Origin of the sequence: Saccharibacillus deserti (genome assembly GCF_013618475.1) — a bacterium.
In the GTDB taxonomy this organism is placed as follows: Bacteria; Bacillota; Bacilli; order Paenibacillales; family Paenibacillaceae; genus Saccharibacillus; species Saccharibacillus deserti.
On record NZ_JABJVN010000009.1, the window covers coordinates 138441 to 161540 of the forward strand.

Here is a 23100-nt window from a genome sequence, read left to right on the forward strand (position 1 = left end):
GCGGCGAAGCTCCTTTTTGCGTCTTTTTTCATTGACCGAGCCGAAGTTTCCTTTTATGCCGCGGAGCCGAGTCTTGCTCAATTCTCGCGGCGCTCCCGCCGCTCGTCTTCTTCGCTGAGGGAGAGCACTTCGCTGCGCAGGGTCAGCATTTTGCGGTCCAGTTCCCCGGCGGCACCGGCGGCGGAAGACAGCTCGTGCTTGAGATGTTCCGGCACGCGGCGGTCGTATTTGTACAGCAGGATATGCTCCAGGCTGGCCCAGAAATCCATCGCCAGCGTGCGCATCTGCAGTTCTACCCGTACCCGGCAGAGCCGTCCTTTTACGGAAACGGGAACGGAGAGAAGCACATGGAGACTGCGGTAACCGTTCGGTTTCGGTTCCATGATATAGTCCCGAATCCACAAAATGCGCAGATCGGGATTGCGCCCGATCCGATCGAGCAGCAGATAGATATCGGTTACGAAAGCAAACACGATCCGCATCCCCGCAATATCGTGTATACGCTCTGCCGCTTCCTGGGCAAAAGGTTCGACGTCCAGACGCGAAAGCTTGCCCAGAATGCTTGCGGGCTCCTTGATTCTTGTCTTGATATGCTCGATAGGACTGAAGCCTTCGGCGCTTTTCCATTCGAGGCGCACGGCTTCGATCTCTTTGCGCAGATCCTGCAGCGCACGGTGATAGAGGTCGGGAGGGCGCACCCACCGTCCGTCCGGGAACAGTCGGTCGTCTCCGGGGGAGCACGCGGCTTCTCTGAGCGCGTCGCATTCGCCCGGATCGGGAAGCGATTCGGATGAAGGCGCTTCCAACGGTTCCTGAGACATGGATTCAGGCTGATTATTTGTGCGGCTGCGGGAGGACGGCAGGCCGTTTTTGGGAAAATCGGTACTTGGGCCTTGCGAATTTCGGGCTTGCGAATGCGTGTTGGACATGATCTTCTCCTGATCTTGAACTTGGATTGTAGGAATGGCACATCTATTGTAAACTGACAAACATAGAGACACGAATAGAGACACGATTGCCGCAAGCGGCAGAGGCCCAGGCCCGATTGCGGCTTGAAGGCCGGACCTATGCACAAGTCCGCTTTATTCTTGTAACCGGAAGAGCGGGTGATCGAATCCCGGAGCCGAAGATTGGTTTGCGAATCGGATATGAAGCCGGTTTTTCGCTTGGCGGCGCAAATCGTGTAGAATAAAGGGATGAGCGCGCGGCGCGAAGGTTTTCCACACGGAAATCCGCGCCGGTCGGGACAGAGGAGGAGACGAACTTGGATTTTTTGCAGCGGATCAAGGACGGTGCGGGACGGGCTTCCGAACGCGCCCAGAGCGCGGTGGAGATCGGCCGGTTGAACAGCCATATCTCGGATATTCAGCGTGAGATCGAAGTGCACTATCTGCGCATAGGACAGGTACTTTATGAAAATTACAGCAATCGCGATACGGCGCCGGCCGAAGAGGAAATTTCGGAACTGTGTACCGCCTGCGACCTGCTGAGCGAAGAAATCAAGGAGATGCGCGTCCGGATTGCCGAACTTCGGGGCGAACAGCTCTGTGCGTGCGGAGCCCGCGTGGATGCCGATGCTGCGGAGTGCCCGCACTGCGGACGCCGTTTGCAGCCTGCATCCGTTGAAGCCGGTGCCGCGGTTCCTGCGCCGCGGGTTCGTCTGGAGAAACCTACTCCCGTCGAAACGAAGGTCGAAGCGGAACAGGTGCATGACCTGGTCGACGATCCGGATTTCGGCCTCGAAGAAGACGAGCCGGTCGAACAACCTGCCGCGTATGCTTTTTACGAACCGGAAGAGCCGATTGAAGAGCAGCGGACTGCGAAGGACGCTTCGGATCGGCATCCTCCGGCCGCTGAACGGGAGCTTCGTACGTCCCCCTTGGTCGGGAAAAATTCGATGTATGAGGAAGACGAGCAGTTCGAAACCAAGCGCTTCGACCTGGGCAAGGCGGAAGAATATACCCGGGAAGACCTGGAAGAAGATGAAGATTTGCGGTCCGGAGCGTCTTCTGCCGAAGAGGTACGCACTTACGGTCCGGCTGCGCGAGCCGGTGAAAGCGCCGAGCAGCGCGAAGAGCGCCAGCGCCGGGAACTGCGCGAGATCCGGGCCGAAGAACGCCGCCGGATGAAGGAAGGACGGGAACCGTCCTTGTCGGCCTTGCCGGCGGGATCTGCCGAACCCGAGGAACCGGAAGCGGGACCGGCCTATGATGCCGAATACGAACGCCGTCAGCGGGAGCGGATCGAACGCGAGAAAGAACGCCAGGACGAATTGGACCGCCTGATCGCTTCTTGGAACGGCGGAGCGGAATATGCGTCGGACGAAGCCGGCGCAGAACCGATTATCGTGCGCCGTCCGGTCGGGGAAGTCGTCCGCTGCCAAGTATGCGGAAGCGGCCTGCCGAAAGGCTCGAAGTGGTGTCCGCACTGCGCGTCGGAGCAGATCTGAATCGTTCTTTTTCTTTTTCATAGCGATCTGCGATCCTCTGTCCTCCCCGGGCAGAGGATCGGTTTTATGCCGAATATTCGTCAGGATGCAACGTTTTGCCGATTGGGACGTAAAGAAAAGGGGCTATGTGAAAAACGATTCAAACTTGGATATATGTCTCGAAGAAAGGATGAACGACTATGGAATGTATCGTACACTTTGAAGTGATGCATGGAGATGAGCCCAAGCTGTTGAGAGGTTTGATCCTGCTTGGCAAGGATGAGCGTCCCGGAGAAGAGAAATTCGTCAAAATGTTTGCCCGTATGGGATATAATGTGCGTCTCGACGACGCGGAAGAGCTGATCTTCAAGCCTACCGACCCTTCGGCCGACTATCGTTGGCTTCGTATTCGCGAGCTGGATTCGGGCGAAGAGAAAGGCTCCGAGGATCGCGAGCTAAACTCGATCGTAGCCAATCTGCTGCCGAACCGAAACCGCCCGATCTGACCGCTTCCTCCGGCCGAACGGCCGCAGAGACGTACGCAAACAGCCCCGACATAACGCTCATGCGAGCGCCAAACGGGGCTGTTTCGTATGTGCCGATCGGATCTCTAGAGTCCCGCTTGAGCCGGGGCAAGCTCCGACGTGCAGTGCGGGCAGCGGCTGGCTTTGGCCGAAATTTCGCTCAGGCAGTGCGGGCATTCCCGGGTCGCTTTCTCGGGTGCCGGCTTGTCGTGTTCTTTGCGCTTCAGCATATTGATGCCTTTGACGAGCAGGAAAATACAGAAAGCGACGATAAGAAAATCGATCACGTTGTTGATGAATTGTCCGTAGGCGATGACCGTGGCGCCGGCCTGCTGGGCCTGGGCCAACGTACGGATCGCCGAGCCGTCGGCCAGCACGATATCGGGATCGAGATTGTAGAACCGATTGGCGAAGTCGACACCGCCCAGCAGTTTGCCGATCGGAGGCATAATGATGTCGTTGACGAGCGAAGTGACGATCTTGCCGAACGCTGCCCCGATAATGACGCCGACCGCAAGATCGATCACGCTGCCGCGCATGGCAAACTCTTTGAATTCCTTGACGATTCCCATACTTTTCCTCCCATTGAATGAAATGTCGCTTCCACGCGTTCCGGTGATAGACAAGCAGTCGTGCGGTTCTCGTGTAGGTTAAGCGGTTTTTCCCATTGTACCTCAGATTTCCGTTTGAAAAACTCACTTTTCATGTAAATTTCACTTTTCATTCTATGCAATTCGGAGTATACTTCAAACATTATTTCATTTTTCGTATAGGTGCGGGAATAGGCCCGCATGTCTCTACCCGGTCGCCGGAACGATCGGACTACGGAAAACGACTGCCCGGGGCTCTCAAGGTCCCGGTTTCCCGGCGTTGTTCGGACGGCGATCCGATCGCTTTCGGCCCGGAGTTCCTTGTGCGTCCCTCGGTTTCGGGGGCGCGCGAAGCGAACTTCCGCCGGAAAGTCCCGATCGCCTGCGCTCCGGCTCTACGTTTCGCCTTTCTTCGCAGAGGCTGCCGTATCCGGAGCCGCCTTGAACCCGGGAACCGCTTCATGGCGAAGCTTTGCAGTCGTTGCCTCCGCAGCCCGCTTGTCTTCCGCGACGGAAGAGAGACGGGTTTTTTGGCATTTCCGCTTTTGAAAAAAGACATCCGGGGGGAACTACTCATGAAACTTTTGCAGGATAAAGTATTGAGCGAAGGCATTGTATTGAGCGACCAGGTACTGAAGGTGGATTCTTTCCTGAATCACCAGATGGACCCGGTCCTGATGAAGGAAGTCGGACGCGAATTCGCGCGGCTGTTCGAAGGGGAAGGCATCACGAAGGTGCTGACGATCGAATCGTCCGGCATCGCGCCGGCGATCATGGCCGCGCTGGAGTTCGAAGTGCCGATGATCTTCGCGCGCAAGCAGAAGTCGCTGACGCTGCGCGAAGACATCTACGTGGAAAAAGTATACTCGTTCACCAAGCAGCAGGAAAATGACGTCACCGTCTCCAAGAAGTTTCTGTTTCCCAACGACAAAGTCCTGATTATCGACGATTTCCTCGCTCACGGCGAAGCGGCGCTGGGCCTGGCGAAGATCGTGGAGCAGGCCGGCGCGCAGGTGGCGGGCATCGGCATCGTGATCGAAAAATCGTTCCAGAGCGGCGCGCAGCGGATCAAGGACGCGGGCTACCGGGTAGAGTCGCTCGTGCGCGTCGCTTCGCTCTCGGAAGGCAAAGTGTCGTTCGTGACGGAAGCGGTACATTAACTTCAAGTTCAGATCGGTTCGGGAGCCATACGTATTGAAAAAGAGAAACAGATACCAGGGGAGGAATTACGTGTTATGAGTTCGGACCGCATATTCCAAAAACACCGCCATCCGGCGAAAACTTTCTCGCTCGGCCTGCAGCACGTGCTGGCGATGTACGCCGGCGCGATTGTCGTTCCGATGATCGTCGGCAACGCGATCGGCATGACCCAGGAGCAGCTGACGTACCTGATCGCGATCGACCTGCTCGCCTGCGGCGTCGCGACGCTGATGCAGGTCTGGGGCAACCGGCTGTTCGGCATCAAGCTTCCGGTCGTGCTAGGCTGCGCTTTCCAGGCCGTCTCGCCGATGATTATGATCGGCAACGCGCCGGGCATGGGGATCGGGGCCATTTACGGGGCGATCATCGCTTCGGGCTTGTTCATATTCCTCTTCTCCGGCCTGTTCGGGCAGTTGATTCGTTTGTTCCCGCCGATCGTGACGGGTTCCGTCGTGACGATTATCGGCGTAACGCTCATTCCGACAGCCATGACGAATCTCGGCGGCGGACAGGGCGCGGAAGATTTCGGCAGCTTGCCGAACATCCTGCTCGGCTTCGGCGTGCTGGTCTTTATCGTGCTGCTGAACCGCGTCTCGACCGGCTTTATCCGTTCCATTTCGATCCTGATCGGCCTCGTCGCCGGTACGGTCGTCGCCACGTTCATGGGCAAAGTGGATTTCTCGCCGGTGGCCAACGCCAGCTGGTTCCACGCGATCACGCCGTTCCATTTCGCAGCGCCGGTCTTTAACATCAGCGCGATCCTTACCATGATCCTGGTTGCCATCGTCAGCGTCGTCGAGTCGACGGGCGTGTTCATGGTGCTGGGACGCATCGTCGGCCGCGAGATCGGCTCCAAAGAGCTGGCACGCGGCTATCGGGCCGAAGGTCTGGCAATCATGCTCGGCGGGATCTTCAACTCGTTCCCGTACACGACGTATTCGCAGAATGTGGGCCTCGTGCAGATGAGCCGCGTGAAGACGCGCGACGTTGTCGCCGTGGCGGGCATCCTGCTCGTGATCGTCGGCTTCATTCCGAAGATCGCCGCGACGGCGCAGCTGATTCCGTCTTCGGTACTCGGCGGCGCGATGGTCGCGCTGTTCGGCCTCGTGCTGTCGTCGGGCGTGCGCGTGCTGGGCGACCAGGTCGACCTGTCCCGCCACGAGAACCTGTTCATCATCGCCTGCTCGGTCGGTATGGGCCTCGGGGTCTCGACCGTGCCGGGGCTGTTCGCGGGCCTGCCGGAACAGCTGCGTATTCTGGTGGATAACGGCATTATCGCCGGCAGCTTTACCGCGATCATCATGAATCTGCTGTTCAACGGCTTGGGCGAGAAAAACGCGCATCTCAACATCACCGGCGACGACGATGTATTCGGCGGCGAAGAAGGCGCGGGGGCATCCGAACCATCCGGCGCTTCCAAGAAAAGCGTAGGCAGCGCCGTTTAAGCGGCTTGTACCGCCTGCTTGCCCTGCCGTTCAGGCTTATCGAACAGGCATTTTGCAGGTAGCGAAAAGGACCGTGCTTTCCTGGGTTTTTCCGGGAAGCCGGTCCTTTTTTGCCTACTTCCTATAATTATGAAAGAACCACTCGCCAAACTGGTTACAATAGAGGTAGACGACAAACAAAAAAACGTACGGATTACACTACTATTCGCTTCGGGGTGACTAATGAACAAGAAATGGTGGAAAGAAAGCGTCATTTATCAAATCTATCCGATCAGTTTCAAAGACACGACAGGCGACGGCAAAGGCGATCTGCGCGGCATTATCGAAAAGCTCGGCTATTTGCAGGAGCTGGGCGTCGACGCGATCTGGATCTGTCCGATCTACACGTCGCCCGACTACGACAACGGCTACGATATCAGCGACTACTACGGGATCGATCCCAAGTACGGTACGATGGAAGACTTCGAAGAACTGCTTCAGAAAGCGCACGCCCGCAATATCCGCATCATCATGGATCTGGTACTCAACCACAGTTCGCATCTGCATCAATGGTTTATCGAAGCTTCGGCTTCCAAAGACAACCCCAAGCGCGATTATTACATCTGGCGCGAGCCCAAGGAAAACGGCGGTTACCCGAACAACTGGGAATCGTATTTCAGCGGCTCGGTCTGGGAATTCGACGAACGCACGCAGGAATATTACATGCATCTGTACGCGAAGGAACAGCCGGACCTGAACTGGGAGAATCCCGAAGTGGTCCGCGAGCTGCACGACATGGTAAAATGGTGGCTGGAAAAAGGCGTGGACGGCTTCCGTTTCGACGCCATCTCGCATATCGTCAAAGCCGAAGGACTGCCCGACGCGGACAATCCGCAGAACCTTCCGGTTGTGCAGGCGTACCACTTTTTCTCCAACCTGGACAAAGTGCATGTTTTCCTGCGGACGCTGAACGAAGACGTCCTCGATTTTTACGACATCATGAACGTGGGCGAAGTGTCCGGTCTCGGCCCCGAGCAGGCGCTCGACTACGTGGGGGAAGGCCGCAACGAGCTGGACATGATCTTCCAGTTTGAGCATATGTTCCTGGATGCCAAGTCCGGCGGAACGGGCAAATGGGATATCAAGCCGTGGACGCTGATCGACCTTAAGAAGATCATGAGCCGCTGGCAGACCGTTCTGCACAAAAAAGGCTGGAACGCCAACTACATGAGCAACCACGATCAGCCGCGGCAGGTGTCGAGATTCGGCAACGACAAAGACTACCGCGTGCGTTCGGCCAAACTGCTGGCGACGTTCCTGCATACGCTGCAGGGAACGCCGTACATCTACCAGGGCGAAGAGATCGGCATGACCAACGTACAGTTCGATACCATCGAGCAGTATCGCGACGTCGAAACGCTGAACTATTACAAGCAGTGCAAGCAAAAAGGCATGGAAGAACGCGAGATCATGGAGCGTATCTGGAAAAAAAGCCGCGACAATGCCCGCACGCCGATGCAGTGGAATTACGGGGAGCACGCCGGCTTTACCGACGGGGAACCGTGGATGGGCGTCAATCCGAATTTCGCCAAGATCAATGTCGAAGCGGCGCGCAAAGACCCGGATTCCATCTTCCACCATTACCGCAAACTGATCGAACTGCGCAAGAAGCACGAAGTGCTCGTCTACGGCGATTACAAGCTGCTGCTGCCGCTGCACGAAGAGATCTATGCCTTCGTGCGGACCTGGGAGAACGAGAAGCTGCTGGTCATCCTGAACTTCTTCAGCGGAACGCCTTCGTTCGAATGGCCGGAAGATCTGCGCGCCATGAAGCACGAGCTGCTGATCGCCAACTACGAGCCGATCGAAGGCGAAGACGTCTACGATCTGACGCTGCGCCCTTATGAGGGCCGGGTGTATAAGCTGGTTTGACCCGGTAATGGAAAATAGCCTCCCCTTATTTGGGGAGGCTGTTTGTCATACGTATCGAATCAGCGAGTTGGAGTGGATATGGCTGCACCTGGACACTTAATTGGCATCAAAGGTCCAATATTGGCCAAATAACTGCGCAGCGTCACTTCATTTGTTGGAACGGCGGCTTATCGGCAGCTTCACAAGCGAATAAGCGCGGAGATGCGCTTATTCGGGGATCTCGGAGATGGACAAGCCGTATAGCTGCTTATACGCAGTTATTCGGACAGCCGGCGAAGCCTGCACGCTCAGCCGGGAATATCGGCCGATCGGAGGCTCATATACCGCGCGATCAGGTCGTCGGCGATCTCGCCCGCGGCGTTCGGATGGCCGAGCGCGGCTGCGCGTTCGCGTGCGGCGCGCAGCTTGGCCGGGTCGCCCAGCAGGCCGGCGATCTGGCCTGCCAGCTCGCCGGCGCTGCGGGAGATAAACGCGGCGCCTTGGTCTTCGAGATAGACGGCGTTATTGCGTTCCTGTCCCGGCACGGGGCGGAACAGGAAGATCGGGAGCCGGCAGGCCAGCGATTCGGCGAGCGTAATGCCGCCGGGCTTGGTCACGATACAGTCGCTCATGCGCATGAGCGAGGCGACGCGGTCCGTGAAGCCGAGCACCTGGATGCGCGCATCCCCGGCGTACTGCTGCGCGAGCGCGGCGCGCATCTCTTCGTTGCGGCCGCAGACGACGACCATCTGGATGTCGCCCTGCGCCAGCAGAAGGTCGCAGACGCGGCGAAGGCCGAGCATGACGCCGTAGGCGCCGGCCATGAGCAGCACGGTCTTGCGCGCCGGATCGAGCGCGACGCCGGGTACGGGGGATTCGCTTGCGCGCAGCGTGCGGGCAGCGGCGAAGCCCTGGAGATCCGGAGACGACGCGGCAGCCTTGTCGATCATATGGGGATCGCGGCCAGCCAATCGCGCCTTGTCCGCTTCGGCCGATCCGAATCCGTCCTTGATGGGGATTCCGCTGACGGTAATGCGATTGGGGTCGATGCCGACCGACGCCGCTTCCCGGCGCATCTCTTCCGTGGCGACATAGAAACGGTCCACGGCAGGATGGAGCCAGCGCCCGTGCAGATCGAAGTCGGTGACGACATTGACGATCGGAATATCGAGTCCGATCTTGCGGCGAAGCTTGGGCATGACCATCTGCGGGAAAGTATGGATCACGACGCTTGGACGTTCCGTCTTGAGATATTCTTCAAGTCTACGGGTACCGAAAGCGTGCAGAATATGGGCAAACGGCTTGTCCGACTTCATTTCTTTGGTCATATTGTATACGAGGCCGTACAGGCCGGGGATGGTACGGTAGCTCTGCATATAGACGAATCGGGTCAGATCGTTGAGCTTGGGATGCGCTTCGGCCATCAGATCCAGCAGTTTGACTTGGCGGATCCCCCGTTCGTGCAGACTTTTTTCAAGCGCTTTGGTCGCCTGATAATGCCCGTCGCCATAGCTGGCGTACAGGATCAGGACGTTGGGTTCCTGCGGTTGCATGGGTTCCTCCTGTTTTTTGCGAGATAGGCTTATCATACCAAGATTCGGCCCGCGAGCCAATGAGCCGGGAGCGGAATCGGCAGACGGGGGCCGAGCAACTTTCCCGGTTGATTTGCGTCTAATCGGTAAGGCGGAGAACGGACGGGGAAGACCGGTTCGAATGAATTCCCCGCCAAGGCGATTCATATCCAATTTCGTCGAAAAATGTTATACTCGTAAGTAGGCATCTTCTCAATATCTGTAGTTCAGTCTTTGTTTTCGTTTGGAGGACAGTCGCATCCGGCCAAAGAGAGAAGAAAGGGCAAACCGGAAGTGATTCAGTAGGCATTTCGTCGGGTATGTAAGAAAATAGGTACAGGTTTGAGCTTTTATGCGGCGTGCGTTGTCTATAACCGGGCGGCGCAGCGCGGCGGGCAGGACGGTGACCTCACGGGGCGTCTGTCGGCAGCAGATTTTTTTGACATTCTCGATAACGAAATACGTTCCGGGAGGGAATTATGATGGCGACCAAAGGTCATAACGAAGTCAAGGAAAGTCTGCGGGAAATGACTCGTATTTTTCGCCCAAGCGATCCGAAAAAATTCGTCAAAGAATATGTTCGGAAGTATCACATTATGGGCGGGTACGAGGAAGAATTGACGCTGGTGGTTGAAAACGAGATGGGCAAGCTCAACTCGTCCGCTTCCTGAAACAAGGCTTCAAACGGCTGCGGCTGCAGTCGGATTATCGTGAAGATGCTTTTGCCGGCGTGTTCTGCGACCGGCAACCCGCTACAACCGGAGTTCCCGTTTATCGAACACTCGACCGTCCTTTACGGCCCTTATGCCGGAAGGACGGTTTTTTTGGTGCGACGAATACGGATCGGACCTTACTTTTTCTTGACGTAATCCCCAAATTCGTCTAAAGTGTGCTTATCGATATATACAGAAGCACAGGACGGAAGGCCTTTTCTTTTGGGGAACGGTCGGCCGACGGAGAACGGAGGAACAAGATGGGTGGAATCTGGCGTCAAGTCTGGCTCATTCTCGGCCGGGAATTCAAGATTGACCGATATTACCTGATCGGATCGCTGCTGTTTATCGTCTACATGGGCTTTTTTGGCGGTTTGATGATGGGACGGCTGCAGGAAGAACCGGGATTATCTTTTTTGGCGAACATGATGTTTTGGGTTATCGCTTCGATGATCGGCTATTATTTTTCCAGACGGATCGCCAAATACATCGCCGAAGATTCGTACACGAATACGCTCGCTTATTACCGGTCGCTGCCGATCGGGGTCGAGGTGCTGGTCTGGGCAAGAATCGCGCAGCTGCTGCTGGCTACGCTGTTCAACGGCCTTCTGCTGTTCGCGATCATGTATCTGTCGGCTTCCGGGCTGCGCGGACAGCTCGACCTTGGCGCTTACGTCGTGTTCGCCCTGACCTGGACAGGGTTTGGCTTACTGCTCAACAGCCTATACATCGCGATGGAATTTCTGCTCAGAGGCCGGGCCTATTTCTGGAACAGCCTGATTCTGATGGCCGTGATTATGCTGGCGGCGCTGGCGCTGCATTTGTCGGGGATACATGTCGTGGCATCGAGCATAAGCATGAGCGCGGAACAGGGCGCGGCCTCGCCGGCGATGTGGATCCTCCTCGGTCTTGGGGCCGCGGGCGTCTGCACGGCCTACGTATTCATTAAGCGAGGGGTACCGCGTCGGGATTTGGCTTAAGCGCCCGGCGGGACATAAAGGAGTGAAGTGATGCGGATACCCGTTCAAATTAACGAGAGCAGCGCCGAGCCGCTGTATCACCAGATCGAGACGCAGCTGCGCTCGCTGATCGTTACCGGACAGATCGCGGAAGGTACGCTGCTGCCGTCGATTCGGGAGTTTTCGGCCGATCTGAAATGCAGCGTGATCACGATCCGCCGGGTCTATCAGGATCTGGAGAACGAAGGAATGCTGCGGACAAGGCAGGGCACGGGAACATTCGTGGCCAAGGTCGACACGGACGACCGGGAAGCTTACCGCAAACGGATCGTGGTAGATGCGGTGCGCGAGCTGCTCGACACGGCCAAGTCGGTCGGCTACGAATTATCGGATCTTCGGGAATTGTTGGATGAAACGCTTCGGGAAGAAGAGCGTAAATAGACGGAGTCCTGCCAAAAAAAACTTCCCGAGGAAAACGACGGAAAGAAAGGCGGCAGGTTTCCGGACAAGCGGCGGCATCATCAGTCGACCGGAAAAGGAGTGGAGAACGATGGAGAACGCGGTGTTGGAATGGAAGCGGGTCGTGAAGAAGCGCGACCGCATGGTGCTGGGCCCGGTCGATCTGAAGCTGTACGAGAACTACGTGACCGCGCTGATCGGGCGCAACGGCTCCGGCAAGTCGACGCTGATGAAGCTGGCTGCCCAGTTGATCATGCCGGACGAAGGCGAAGTGACCTGGTACGGACAATCTTACCCGCAGGGCCTGCCCACGGACGTGCGCGCTTCGATCGCCTACGTGCCGGAGAATTTCGCGGCCGAAGAAGACAGCCTCAAAATGGACGACGTGGCACAGTTCCGCGCGTCATGGTATCCGAAGTGGGACTGGCAGCGGTTTGAAGAACTGCTGAATCGCTTCGAGGTTCCCGGAGGCAAGAAGATGAACAAGCTGTCCAAAGGGCAGCGCCGCAAGTTCGAGATCGCGGCTGCTCTGGCGACAAGGCCCAAACTTCTGCTGCTGGACGAACCTTCGTCGGGACTCGATCCTTTTGCCTGGAAAACGATGATGAACGAAATCCGCCGCTGCGTGGACGAGGACGGTGCTTCGGTGCTGCTGTCGACGCATATCGTGGAGGAAGTCCGGCGGATGGCCGATTACCTCGTTCTGATGGAAAAAGGGCGTTCGCTCGGACTGCTGGAGAAGGATGCGCTGCTGGACCGGGGGCGCGAAATCTGGATCGGGCGCGACGACGAACTGCTCGCGGAGATGCCGGGGGTCGTCGAATCGGCGATCGAGGCGGAGGGCATGATCCGTTTCGTCACGCTGGATTATGCCGGGGCTTCGGCGCTGCTGGACGAAGCCGGAGTCAAGCCGATCCGGGTCCGGGCGCTGGAGCTGGATGAAGCGATGGAGCATTGGATGAACGGAAGTCTGCTGGACTGATTCTGCACCCGACCAAGGAAGAGGAGGATGAAGATGACGGAACGACTGATTTTGCAAAACGTGGTCAAGCGCTACGGCGACAAGACGGCGGTGGACGGAATTACGCTTGGCGTAAAAGAAGGCGAGATCTACGGCCTGCTCGGCGCGAACGGAGCGGGCAAGACGACGACCATGCGGATGGTGCTGGGCCTGATCTATCCCGACGAAGGCAGTATTACATACGGAGGCCGTCCTTACGGCGGCGACGTGCAGCGCCTGGTCGGCTATCTGCCTGAAGAACGCGGGCTGTACCCGAAGGTCAAAGTCAGCGAGCAGATCGTCTATCTGGCGAAGCTGCGCGGCATGGACGGCTCCGAAGCGGAAAAGAACCTCAAATACTGGATGAACAAGTTCGATGCCGAGGAATACTACGACAAGCGGATCGAAGAACTGTCCAAAGGCAACCAGCAGAAAATGGGCTTTATCGCGGCGGTCGTGCACCGTCCCCAGATCCTGATCCTGGACGAAGCGTTCAGCGGTCTGGACCCGGTCAACGTCGAGCTGCTGAAGCTTGCGGTCAAGGAACTGCGCGACGAAGGCGCAAGCATCCTGTTCTCGACGCACCGGATGGAGCATGTGGAGGAACTATGCCGCCACATTACGATTCTGGATCGGTCGAAGACCGTCGTTCAAGGCGATATCCGCGAGATCAAGAGCGGATTCCCGCGCGAGCAGATTCTGCTCAAGACGTCGGCGGCCGTTGCGGGACTGGAAGCCATTCCCGGCGTGACCGGAGTGGAAGGCGATCCCGAACATTATATCGTGACCATTTCGGACGAAGCGGCGGCCGTGCCGGTGCTGACCGAAGCGATGCGCCAGAGCGAAGTCCGTCATTTCGAAGTGAAGGAACCGACGCTCAACCAAATCTTTATTCGATCGGTGGGTGAACGCCATGAATAGATTGGGAACCGTTATCGGCTTTACGTTCAAAAATAAAGTCCGCACCAAGTCGTTCCTGATTACGACTCTGCTGCTGGCGCTGGTCATGACGATCGGCATCCATGTGCCGTTCTTCATCCAGCTGTTTCAGGGCGATGATACGGCAGGCAACAAGATTGGGATCGCGGCGCAAGAGAATACAGAAATCGCGCAGCAGATCGAAGATTATGTCGCGGAGCTGCCGGATAACGATATCGAATTCGTTCGGATGGAAGCCGAGGATACGGCGGCTTTGAATGAGCAGGCGCAAACGCAGGATCTGGCCGGCTATCTGCAGATCGTAACGGCCCCACCGGCAGCGGACGGATCTGCGGCGTTCCCGCAGGTGAGTTATATCTCCGAAGGCGGCTCCGTACCGACCGACGTGCAGGCGGTACTCCAGCCGGCTCTGGAGAGCGCCAAGACCCGCTTCATTACCGAAGGCGCGCTGAGCGACGAACAGATCGCGCAGCTGACAACGCCGGTTCTGCTGGGCGCGTCCAGCTACGACGAGACGTCCGGCACGGGAGCCGCAGGCGCGGAAGAAGACAAGTTCAATCCGATGAACTTCATCACCGTCTACGTCTTGATGACGCTGTTCTTCTTCTCGGCGATGCTGACAGGCAACATGATCGCGTCCGAAGTCACCTCGGAGAAAAGTTCGCGGGTCATGGAGATTCTGATTACAAGCGTCTCTCCGCTGACGCAGATGTTCGGCAAAGTCATCGGCGTCTTCCTCGTCGGACTGCTGCAGATCGCCGTGTTCGGCGTCACGATCGCGGTCAATCTGATGCTGCCGTACAACCGGGATGTGTTGGCCGGCTTCGATCTCGACTTCTCGCAGATGCCGTACGACGTTCTGGTCTACGGCCTGATCTTCTACGTGCTTGGCTACTTCCTGTACGCCCTGCTGTATGCGGCCGTGGGATCGATCGTCAGCCGGACGGAAGACCTCGGCCAGGCGGTGACGCCGCTGACCATGCTGTCGCTGGCGGCGTTCTATATCGGGATCTTCAGCTTGAACAATACCGATTCGCTGCTCATGAAGATCTCGTCGTTCGTGCCGTTCACGTCGCCGACGACGATGATCGCGCGGATCGGTCTCGGCGAGATCGCGTTCTGGGAAATCGCGGTATCGCTCGTACTGCTGCTGGCGTCGATCTTCTTCTTCGGCTGGCTGTCGGCGAAGATCTACCGCACCGGCGTACTGATGTACGGCAAACGTCCTTCTTTCAAGGAACTGCGCAAAGCGATGAAAGCCTACAAAATCTAATCGGTATGTGAACCAGACCCGCAAGCGGCGATTTATTGCCCGCCTGCGGGTTTTGTCAGTAGGAAGGAGTCCGGCGCAACTAATAGTTGACCGATCGTTCTCGATAGAGCTATACTACGAACAGCAAGGCAGATACGGCGCATCCGGGAAACGGATGGTGCGGCTTTGCTCTGTTGTCGGCGTTGCGCAGAATCGAAGGCGCATTATTTTTTTGATCTTTTGAGAACGATCATTCAAGAAAAGGGGAACGAAAATGGATCTTTCCAAACAAGTGGCGGTCGTAAGCGGTTCGAATCGGGGATTGGGCAAAGAGTTGGCTCTTGAGCTGCTGGCCAGAGGCGTCAAAGTCTACGCGGGAGCAAGAAATCCGGAATCGGTCGATCTGCCGGGAGCTATTGCGCTGCAGCTCGATATCACGGATCCGGAATCGGTGGCGGCTGCGGCCAAAATCGCAAGCGACGCGACCCTGCTCATCAACAACGCGGGTTCGTCGACGGGAGCTTCGCTGCTCACGGGCAAGCTGGAAGATATTCATGTGGAATTCAATACGCATGCGTTCGGTACTCTGTCGATGGTTCGGGCGTTCGCACCGGTCATTGAACAAAATGGCGGAGGTACGATCCTGAACATCCTATCCGTGTTATCGTGGATCAATATCGGGTCGGAAGGCGCCTACTCGGCGGCCAAATCCGCTCAATGGGGCGTTACGAATTCGCTGCGTCTGGAATTGGCTCCCAAAAATATCAAGGTAGCCGGTCTGCACGTGGGATTCATGGATACGGATATGACGGCGGGGCTTGAAACAACGAAGTCGTCGCCGCAAGACATTGCGCGCATCGCGATCGACGGAATCGAAGCGGGCCTCTACGAGATCCTCGCGGACGATATCAGCCGTCAGGTCCAGCAGGGCTTGGCCGGAGGCGTTGCGGCGCTGTACCCGGATATGGGTTAATCCCGGAGAAATTTGGCGCGAGGCTCTATTCTTCACGGATCGTTCCCAATATGATACATTGATTTTGGGAGGGAGTTCTTATGGCCAGAAGCAAAGAGTTTGAAGTCAACGAAGTCCTGGACAAAGCCATGATTCTGTTCTGGGAACAAGGCTACGAGAAGACATCCATGAGCGATCTGGTTGAGCATATGGGCATCCACCGCAGAAGTCTGTACGATACTTTCGGGGACAAGCATTCGCTGTTTTTGCAGGCGATGGATCGTTATATCGGCAAAGTCGAAGCGGTTCTCACCGGAGAAGTGAAGAAGTCAGAGAAGGCGATCGAAGCGCTGCGGGCCGTTTTTCGATTCATGATCTTCGAGCGGGAAGATTCGCCGTCGGGCTGCCTGATCGTCAATTCCGTGACGGAACTGGCCGCGCGCGATGCCGAGATCGATAAGAGATCGATTCGTTCGATGGCTGCCACGGAGGAGCTGTTCGAGCGGATTATCGTGTGGGGACAGCAGACGGGCGAATTTTCTTCCGCATGCGAACCCAGGGCGACAGCGGAATATCTGCAGGCCTTGTCGATCGGTATCCGGGCGATGGGACGGACCACGACCGGCAAGGAGAAGCTGATCCGGATCATGGACGTTTCGACCCACCTGCTCACCCCATAGACCCGTTTCGCCGGATCGTTTGGAATCGTCTTTTCTGAATCGGATATAAAAAGGGACTCCGCCGTTTCTTCGGCGGAGTCCCTTTTTGCCGTGGCGATTTCTTGGATTTACCGAGGGTCGGCCTTGTCCGCATACGCCGCCAATTTCCGGGTGATTTCGGTGCGGAACCGTTCGGCCGCGGCCGAAAAGACCTGATGTTTTCTCCAGACCAGACTCAGACCCGATTCCAGCCTTGGTTTTAACGGAAGCTTTCTTCGGCTTGGCCAGCGCTCTCGTCTTCGCGAATACCGTCGGCAACCTTGTCACGGGCAAACCGTTGACTTACAATGCCAGGAAGTGGGTAACGGCTTTTCCCCTGGCGCTGATCGCGGTCTATGCGGCTTTGTTCTTCCTGGGGGAATTTGCCGTACCGATGATCCTGATTACGTTCGTCTGGGGCATACTGGCAGGCGGAATCATGTCCAATATCAATCAATATCTGATCTCGTCGGCGGCACCCGAAGTTCCCGAATTTGCAAATGGGCTGTTTATCGCGTCCTGCAATATCGGAACCACGGTCGGTTCTGCAGTTGGCGGGCTGCTGATCGGTTTGGTCGTGATTGCGCGGAGGCACTTTATTTATGGCCCCGGACTGCGACTTGCAGAGGAGTAAACGATGATGCGGATTGGAATATTGGGTGCGACAGGGCGTGTCGGAAAGAAAGTGGTCGAATACGCCCTGCAGGATGGACATCGGGTGACGGCGCTGGTGCGCGACCCGGGTAAAATCGAACCCCGCGCAGGCCTTGCGATCATTGAAGGCAGCGCGTTAAGCAAAGAAGACGTCGGGCGTGTCCTGCAAAAAACGGAGGCCGTGATCAGCGCACTCAACACGGACGGAACGACGACGTTGAGTGCGAGTACGCCGCTCATTATCGAAGCGATGCACGAGGTGGGGATCAAGCGCCTGATTACGATCGGCACGGCCGGCATCCTGCAGAGCCGCACGGATCCGCATCTGCTGCGGTATGAATCCAGCGAATCCAAACGCCGTTCGACCCGTGCGGCCGAGGAGCATCGGCGCATGTACGAACAGCTGCAGGCTTCGGGCCTGGATTGGACGATCGTCTGTCCGACCTATCTGCCGGACGGGGAGGCGATCGGGAACTACCGCACGGAGCGCGATGTTCTGCCCGAAGGCGGCTCGCAAATATCCGTAGGCGATACGGCGGAATTCGCGTATGGGCAGATCGCGGACAGCCGGTATCTTCGGGCGCGCGTGGGGATTGCGTATTGAATGCATAAGTCCAATTTTTAAATATGTACAAACAAATTGTGGTCGAAAGTGATACAATGCATAATGAAACCGGGCGCCGACTTATCCGTAAGCTTAGGATAAGCAGGTGCCTTTTTTGAGACAGATCCATATTTTGAACGAAAGGTTTTGATTTGAAGTGGGAGTCAAGGTCATCACGAAAGAACAAGCGTGGGAGCTGCGTCATACGGTCATGTGGCCGGAAGAGGAGTTCGATTATATCAAACTGCCGGATGACGACGAGGGCATCCATTACGGATTGTTCGAAGGACGGGAACTGATCTCCGCGGTCTCGCTGTTCATTCAGGGAAAAGACGCGCAGTTCCGCAAGTTCGCTACGCTGACCGACCGTCAGAATCAAGGATACGGCAGCCGGCTGCTGACTTCGGTGCTTAACGAGGCCAAACGCAAAGGCGCCAAGCATATTTGCTGCAATGCCCGAACGAACAAAATTCCGTTTTACGAAAAATTCGGACTCGTCCGGACGGATGTCGTCTACCGCAAAGGCGGACAAGAGTACGTCGTAATGGAGAGATTTTGCTAAAAAAAAGGAGAGCGGGACGTTCTGCCGGACAAGCCGGATCGTCCCTTTTTGATTTGCCCAAATGGTAAGCGCTGGTATAAACTATAAGTTAGTGATTTTTCTCAGAGAGGGGACAGGGTATGGGGCAGGAAAAAATATCGAAAAAGAACAAACTGCTTAAAATCTTTTCGAGAGTGCTGCTGATCGTGATCGGTGGGGTCATGACGGCCTACGGTCTGGAAGCCGTACTGATTCCGAACCAGGTCTCCGACGGAGGCGTCACGGGCCTCAGCATCGTCGGATCCCAATTATTCGGCATTCCGCTGGGGCTGCTGATTGCCATACTCAATCTCCCGTTCGTCTGGCTGGGCTACAAGCAGATCGGCAAAAGCTTCGCGCTGTATTCGATCGTCGGCATCGCGGCGCTCGCGATCAGCGCAAGCCTGATGCACCACATTCCGACGATCATCGACGGCGACACGCTGCTGGTCACCGTGGTCGGCGGGATCATCATCGGTACCGGCATGGGTCTTGCGCTCCGCAACGGCGGGGCACTCGACGGGATCGATATGCTGGCCGTGCTGCTATCGCGCAAACTGCCTTTCGGAACAAGCGACTTGATCCTGTTCCTGAACACGTTCGTGTTTGTCGTCGTCTCGTTCGTGTTCGGTCTGCAGGGGGCCATTCTGTCGGCACTGGCTTACTTCATCGCGTCGAAGGTCATTCACATCGTCGAAGAAGGCTTGAGCGGTTCGAAGACCTTCAAGATCATCACCAACCAACCGGAAGTGATGGTCGAGACGATCCGCGACCGTCTGGGCCGCGGAGCGACCTATTCGGATGCGTACGGCGGGTATTCCAACGAGCAGTTCAAGGAAATCACATGCGTCATCAACCGTCTCGAAGAGAGCAAGATCAAAGAAATTATCCATGAAATCGATCCGAACGCTTTTGTCGTCGTGTACGATGTAGCGGAAGTCCGGGGCGGCAATTTCAAGAAAAAAGATATCCACTAAAGCCGGCCGGGTTCAAGGCCACGCGTCTTTCCGTGCGCTGATCGAGGGGACGATCGCATAGGAAAAGCCCTTCTCCGAATTCATTCGGGGAAGATTTTTTTGTTTCAGTGGCTGCGGATCATCGATCACAGCAAATCTCCTCTGTTTGCTAACAACCGGGCTGTTTTTTCCAGCGCCTCTGCCGACCGTTTATAGGGAGAAAGACTTTCTTGCAAAGAAACGCTTCTGCACGGTATCTATATGGTTAACTCTAATTAAGAACTCATCCTAAAACTTCCCTCTTAAGGAGAACAACTAATGAAACCATGGAAAAACGCGCTGCTTTCTCTGACCGTCACCGCCGGCCTGCTGGCTTCCGCCGTTCCGGCGTTCGCCGCACAGCCGGTTCCCAGCTATGAACAGACCTCCGTCAAAGTGAACGGCAAGACGCTGGATTATGCGTACGGCGAAGCTTTGGTGCAAAAAGGCACCACGATGGTTCCGGTACGCCTGACGACCCAGGCGCTCGGAGTCAAATTGAAAGACAACAAGAACGGTACGGTACGGATTGTCGTAAACGGCAAGACGGTTACCGTAAAAGACAAAGGGACGCTGATCGGCGGCGTGCCGTTCGTCTCGCTTCGTTCGCTGGCCGAAGCGGCCGGCTACGATATTCGCTGGGATCGCAAGACGAATACGGTCCTGCTCGTCTCGCAGGCTACGGGCGAAGCGGCGCGCGGATTCTTGTGGGAAGTCAAGAAGGACAAGACGACGGTCTATCTTGTCGGCTCGATGCATATTGCGGACAAAAGCTTCTACCCGCTGCGCAGCGAATTCGAGAAAGCTTTTGCCGAAGCCGATTATCTGGGCGTCGAGATCGACGTGAGCAAGGCCGCAGGCGAAGAGCAGCAGAAGATGGTCCTTGATCTGGGCACTTACCAGGACGGAAGCACATTGAAAGACCATATCTCCGCGGACACGTACAAACAGCTCGGCAAGCTGCTCAAGGATAACGGACTGCAGCCGAATGCTTTTGACAAATTCAAGCCCTGGGTTGTCGAGACAACGGTCAGCAGCCTGAAATCAAGCGAAGCGGGCTACGACGCGGCAGCCGGAATCGATCTGTATTTCATCCAGCAGGCGGTAGAGCGCAAGATGCCGGTATTGGAACTGGAATCGTACAAATCCCAGCTGAACATGTTCAACGGATTGTCCGACAAGCTGCAGGAAAAAAACCTGAAGACGGCGATCGAGAACTTCGATACGATTGCGGACAGCACCGACGAAATGGCCACCATGTGGAAAAGCGGAGACGAAAAGCAGCTTCTGGCCATGACGACCGGCATTGCCGAAGATCCGGAATATTATAAGGCACTGCTGGCCGACCGCAATATCGGAATGGCCGAGAAGATCGACGGTTATCTGAATAGCGGCAAAGCGGAAGAATACTTTATCGTGGTCGGAGCCGCACACTTCCTGGGACCAGACGGAGTCATCAAGCTGCTCGAAGACAAAGGATATACCGTCACCCGCAAATAAAAAGCCGGCGGAGGAGACGATTCATGAGTCCTGAAAAAAGACCGCAGCCCAAGCCGAGCCGAAACTCCGCTTCCCGGTCCCGCCCGGCAAACCGCGGTCCGAAGCACAGGCTGGGGCGAAACTTGATGGCCCTTGCCCTGCTGCTGGGCCTGCTGGGAGTCGGCTGGAAGGCGCTTGCCTACTTCGGCTTCGTTCCGGAAGGAGGCGACGGCGGCCGTATTGTTGCCCTGCATCCCGAGGTTCGGCGGAAGTCCGACCAACTGGTCGCCCAAGCGGCGAAGAAAGGGATCGAGGTCGTGATTACCTCCGATTTTCGCGGTGTCGAAGAGCAGAACGAGCTGTACCGGCAGGGGCGGGAAAAGCCCGGAAACATCGTGACGAATGCCCGCGGCGGACAGTCTTATCACAATTTCGGCTTGGCGGTCGACTTCGCGCTGCGGGATGGGTCGGACCGAATTGTCTGGGATATGGAACTCGACCGCAGCGGAAACGGCCGTTCCGATTGGATAGAAGTGGTCGGACTGGCCAAGGAGCTGGGCTTCGAATGGGGCGGCGATTGGAGCAATTTTCCCGATTATCCGCATCTCCAGATTACCTTCGGCTATACGCTGCGGCAGCTTCAGAACGGCAAGTATCCGGCAGGGTCCGCCGTTGAAGGGGAGCAGCCGGCACCCAATTCTTCGGATTGAACAGCCGTTTCGCGCGTAAGGTTCGGTGTGCGAGGCGGCTGGGCGCTCTCTTACAGATTGTCGAGCAGGATTCGAAGTCCCCGGTCCAGCTCCTCAAGCGATCCGGTAGAAGACAGGGCGATTCGCAAATAGTTATCGGACGATCCCGCTCCGGCGAGGAATCGGTCCGAATGAAATACGCGGATGCCGGATACGAGCAGGTCGCTTTCAAGCCGTGAAGCGTGCATGGGGCGGGGCAGGCGCAGCCAACGGAAGAAGCTGAGCGGATGGCCCGGATTGTCCGGCTGCGGGAAATATCGGGCAAACAAATCGTTGGCTTCCTGCGCCAGCGATTTTTTGTATGCGACGATATCGCGAGCGCGGCCGGAGCCGATCAGTTCGGTCACAATCTCGGCATCCAGCGACGAGGTCTTGACGTTCACATGATAGATGGCGCGGAGAATCCGTTCCCGGAGCGTTTCGCCGAATACGAGATAGGCGACGCGCAGTCCCGAACAGACGGACTTGCTGGTGCTGCAAATATAGACGGTCTGCTCCGGCAGCAGGCTGTACATCGGAATACCGTCTTCTTCCGTACTGCCCAGCATCAGCGCGGCATGAATATCGTCTTCGATCACGATCAGGCCGTGCTTGTCGATCACCGAGGCCAGAGCTTGTCTGCGGCTGTTCGGAACGAAGATGGCGGTGGGGTTGCAGCAGGACGGCATCAGGAAGATTCCCTGAATCTCAAACGCCCGACAGCAGGCTTCAAGTTCCTCCGGCAGCATCCCCCGGCGGTCGCCGGCTACCGGTACCAGCTTGATCCGAAGAGATTTCGCCAGTTCGATAAAATTGGAATACGTATATTCGTCGACCGCAATCCTGCTGCCCGGCTCGAACAAAGCGAGCAGCGTAATGGTCAGCGCGTTCTACGCACCGGATACGATCGCGACCTGTTCGGGAGTGGCCTCGATGCCGAGCGGCCGGACCCAACGAAGCGCGGTTTCTTTTTGATGGGGCAGACCGGCCGGATCGTCGTAGTTGAACAGGCGCTCGAGTCCGCTTCGCTGAGCGACCTTTCTGGCCGCCTCGGCCACCATGAAGTTGCTCTGCTCGAACGAAGCGACCAGGCCGAAATCGATACACTCCACGGGCACCCGGTCCCGGGAAATGGTGACGGAACGCACGGCATTGGTCGAGACGAAGGTTCCGCTTCCCGTGACGGCATGCAGCAGCCCTTTGAGCTCGCAGGTCTTGTAAGCCCGGGTGACCGTCGTGAAGTTGATATCGAGAAAGTCGGCCAATTCCCGCTGCGGGGGAAGCTTGGTTCCCGGCGGCAGAAAGCCTTCCGTGATGTCGCGCTCCAGCATGCGGGCCAGCGACAAGTAGATGGGACGGGTCAATTCGTGACGGTCGGGCCGCCAGGACATGGGATAATCGACGAACGAGTTAATCGGCATGGCACACCTCGCAAAATTG

At 56.9% G+C, this 23100-nt stretch carries 24 protein-coding genes and 1 riboswitch; of the genes, 19 read left to right on the plus strand and 5 right to left on the minus strand.

Features of this window, described 5'->3' with window-relative positions:
• Window positions 1–77: 77 nt before the first annotated feature.
• Window positions 78–929 carry a GTP pyrophosphokinase gene (locus tag HOP44_RS19590; protein WP_246369944.1) on the minus strand — a complete coding sequence of 284 codons (852 nt, stop codon included), beginning with the start codon at window positions 927–929 and terminating at the stop codon, window positions 78–80.
• Between the two features lie 335 nt (window positions 930–1264).
• Here HOP44_RS19590 and HOP44_RS19595 point away from each other — a divergent pair, with 335 nt between their 5' ends.
• Window positions 1265–2449, plus strand: a complete 1185-nt coding sequence (locus tag HOP44_RS19595) for a hypothetical protein (RefSeq protein ID WP_172256529.1) — start codon at window positions 1265–1267, stop codon at window positions 2447–2449.
• A gap of 179 nt (window positions 2450–2628) precedes the next feature.
• Window positions 2629–2934 carry a hypothetical protein gene (locus tag HOP44_RS19600; protein ID WP_172256531.1) on the plus strand — a complete coding sequence of 102 codons (306 nt, stop codon included), beginning with the start codon at window positions 2629–2631 and terminating at the stop codon, window positions 2932–2934.
• 104 nt (window positions 2935–3038) lie between these two features.
• On the opposite strand, the gene mscL is transcribed toward HOP44_RS19600, so the two are convergent.
• A complete protein-coding gene (gene mscL, locus HOP44_RS19605) occupies window positions 3039–3524 on the minus strand; it encodes a large conductance mechanosensitive channel protein MscL (protein ID WP_216667665.1) in 486 nt (161 codons plus the stop codon).
• A 173-nt stretch (window positions 3525–3697) separates the two neighbouring features.
• A riboswitch (purine riboswitch) is annotated at window positions 3698–3797 on the plus strand.
• A 320-nt stretch (window positions 3798–4117) separates the two neighbouring features.
• On the opposite strand from mscL, the gene HOP44_RS19610 reads away from it, so the two are divergent.
• The 3 genes from HOP44_RS19610 (at window position 4118) to HOP44_RS19620 (ending at window position 8098) form a co-directional block, all read left to right on the plus strand.
• Window positions 4118–4702 carry a xanthine phosphoribosyltransferase gene (locus HOP44_RS19610; protein ID WP_172256533.1) on the plus strand — a complete coding sequence of 195 codons (585 nt, stop codon included), beginning with the start codon at window positions 4118–4120 and terminating at the stop codon, window positions 4700–4702.
• Between the two features lie 75 nt (window positions 4703–4777).
• On the plus strand, window positions 4778–6187 hold the full coding sequence (locus HOP44_RS19615; RefSeq protein WP_172256535.1) for a nucleobase:cation symporter-2 family protein: 1410 nt from the start codon (window positions 4778–4780) through the stop codon (window positions 6185–6187).
• A gap of 222 nt (window positions 6188–6409) precedes the next feature.
• Complete coding sequence (locus HOP44_RS19620) at window positions 6410–8098, plus strand: glycoside hydrolase family 13 protein (protein WP_172256537.1); 1689 nt, start codon at window positions 6410–6412, stop codon at window positions 8096–8098.
• Between the two features lie 287 nt (window positions 8099–8385).
• On the opposite strand, the gene HOP44_RS19625 is transcribed toward HOP44_RS19620, so the two are convergent.
• The gene (locus HOP44_RS19625) at window positions 8386–9630 is read right to left on the minus strand and encodes an MGDG synthase family glycosyltransferase (protein ID WP_172256539.1); all 1245 of its coding nucleotides are present in this window, start codon (window positions 9628–9630) and stop codon (window positions 8386–8388) included.
• 500 nt (window positions 9631–10130) lie between these two features.
• On the opposite strand from HOP44_RS19625, the gene HOP44_RS19630 reads away from it, so the two are divergent.
• From HOP44_RS19630 to HOP44_RS19695, 14 genes are all read left to right on the plus strand, one after another.
• A complete protein-coding gene (locus tag HOP44_RS19630; RefSeq protein WP_018977850.1) occupies window positions 10131–10319 on the plus strand; it encodes a hypothetical protein in 189 nt (62 codons plus the stop codon).
• Between the two features lie 302 nt (window positions 10320–10621).
• Complete coding sequence (locus HOP44_RS19635; RefSeq protein ID WP_172256541.1) at window positions 10622–11341, plus strand: hypothetical protein; 720 nt, start codon at window positions 10622–10624, stop codon at window positions 11339–11341.
• 30 nt (window positions 11342–11371) lie between these two features.
• On the plus strand, window positions 11372–11761 hold the full coding sequence (locus HOP44_RS19640; protein ID WP_172256543.1) for a GntR family transcriptional regulator: 390 nt from the start codon (window positions 11372–11374) through the stop codon (window positions 11759–11761).
• Window positions 11762–11870: 109 nt separating this feature from the next.
• Entirely contained in the window at window positions 11871–12761 is an 891-nt protein-coding gene (locus HOP44_RS19645; RefSeq protein ID WP_172256545.1) for an ABC transporter ATP-binding protein, read from the plus strand.
• Between the two features lie 33 nt (window positions 12762–12794).
• Window positions 12795–13700: an ABC transporter ATP-binding protein gene (locus tag HOP44_RS19650; protein ID WP_172256547.1), complete on the plus strand. Its 906-nt coding sequence runs from the start codon at window positions 12795–12797 to the stop codon at window positions 13698–13700.
• Complete coding sequence (locus HOP44_RS19655; RefSeq protein ID WP_172256549.1) at window positions 13693–14991, plus strand: ABC transporter permease; 1299 nt, start codon at window positions 13693–13695, stop codon at window positions 14989–14991. The genes HOP44_RS19650 and HOP44_RS19655 overlap by 8 nt, the downstream gene beginning before the upstream one ends.
• Before the next feature lie 253 nt (window positions 14992–15244).
• Window positions 15245–15943 carry an SDR family oxidoreductase gene (locus HOP44_RS19660; RefSeq protein WP_172256551.1) on the plus strand — a complete coding sequence of 233 codons (699 nt, stop codon included), beginning with the start codon at window positions 15245–15247 and terminating at the stop codon, window positions 15941–15943.
• A gap of 80 nt (window positions 15944–16023) precedes the next feature.
• Window positions 16024–16602, plus strand: coding sequence for a TetR/AcrR family transcriptional regulator (locus tag HOP44_RS19665; protein WP_172256553.1), 579 nt, complete (start codon window positions 16024–16026; stop codon window positions 16600–16602).
• Between the two features lie 259 nt (window positions 16603–16861).
• Complete coding sequence (locus HOP44_RS19670) at window positions 16862–17254, plus strand: MFS transporter (RefSeq protein ID WP_172256555.1); 393 nt, start codon at window positions 16862–16864, stop codon at window positions 17252–17254.
• Between the two features lie 6 nt (window positions 17255–17260).
• Entirely contained in the window at window positions 17261–17878 is a 618-nt protein-coding gene (locus HOP44_RS19675; protein WP_172256696.1) for an NAD(P)-dependent oxidoreductase, read from the plus strand.
• Window positions 17879–18035: 157 nt separating this feature from the next.
• Entirely contained in the window at window positions 18036–18440 is a 405-nt protein-coding gene (locus HOP44_RS19680) for a GNAT family N-acetyltransferase (protein WP_172256557.1), read from the plus strand.
• 119 nt (window positions 18441–18559) lie between these two features.
• Window positions 18560–19435 carry a YitT family protein gene (locus HOP44_RS19685; protein WP_172256559.1) on the plus strand — a complete coding sequence of 292 codons (876 nt, stop codon included), beginning with the start codon at window positions 18560–18562 and terminating at the stop codon, window positions 19433–19435.
• A 297-nt stretch (window positions 19436–19732) separates the two neighbouring features.
• The gene (locus tag HOP44_RS19690; protein ID WP_172256561.1) at window positions 19733–20953 is read left to right on the plus strand and encodes a TraB/GumN family protein; all 1221 of its coding nucleotides are present in this window, start codon (window positions 19733–19735) and stop codon (window positions 20951–20953) included.
• 23 nt (window positions 20954–20976) lie between these two features.
• On the plus strand, window positions 20977–21642 hold the full coding sequence (locus HOP44_RS19695; protein ID WP_281367822.1) for a M15 family metallopeptidase: 666 nt from the start codon (window positions 20977–20979) through the stop codon (window positions 21640–21642).
• Window positions 21643–21692: 50 nt separating this feature from the next.
• Here HOP44_RS19695 and HOP44_RS23200 read toward each other — a convergent pair whose 3' ends face one another.
• Window positions 21693–22544 carry an aminotransferase class I/II-fold pyridoxal phosphate-dependent enzyme gene (locus HOP44_RS23200; protein ID WP_343059980.1) on the minus strand — a complete coding sequence of 284 codons (852 nt, stop codon included), beginning with the start codon at window positions 22542–22544 and terminating at the stop codon, window positions 21693–21695.
• Between the two features lie 6 nt (window positions 22545–22550).
• Window positions 22551–23081 carry a GntR family transcriptional regulator gene (locus tag HOP44_RS23205; protein ID WP_343059971.1) on the minus strand — a complete coding sequence of 177 codons (531 nt, stop codon included), beginning with the start codon at window positions 23079–23081 and terminating at the stop codon, window positions 22551–22553.
• Window positions 23082–23100: the final 19 nt, after the last annotated feature.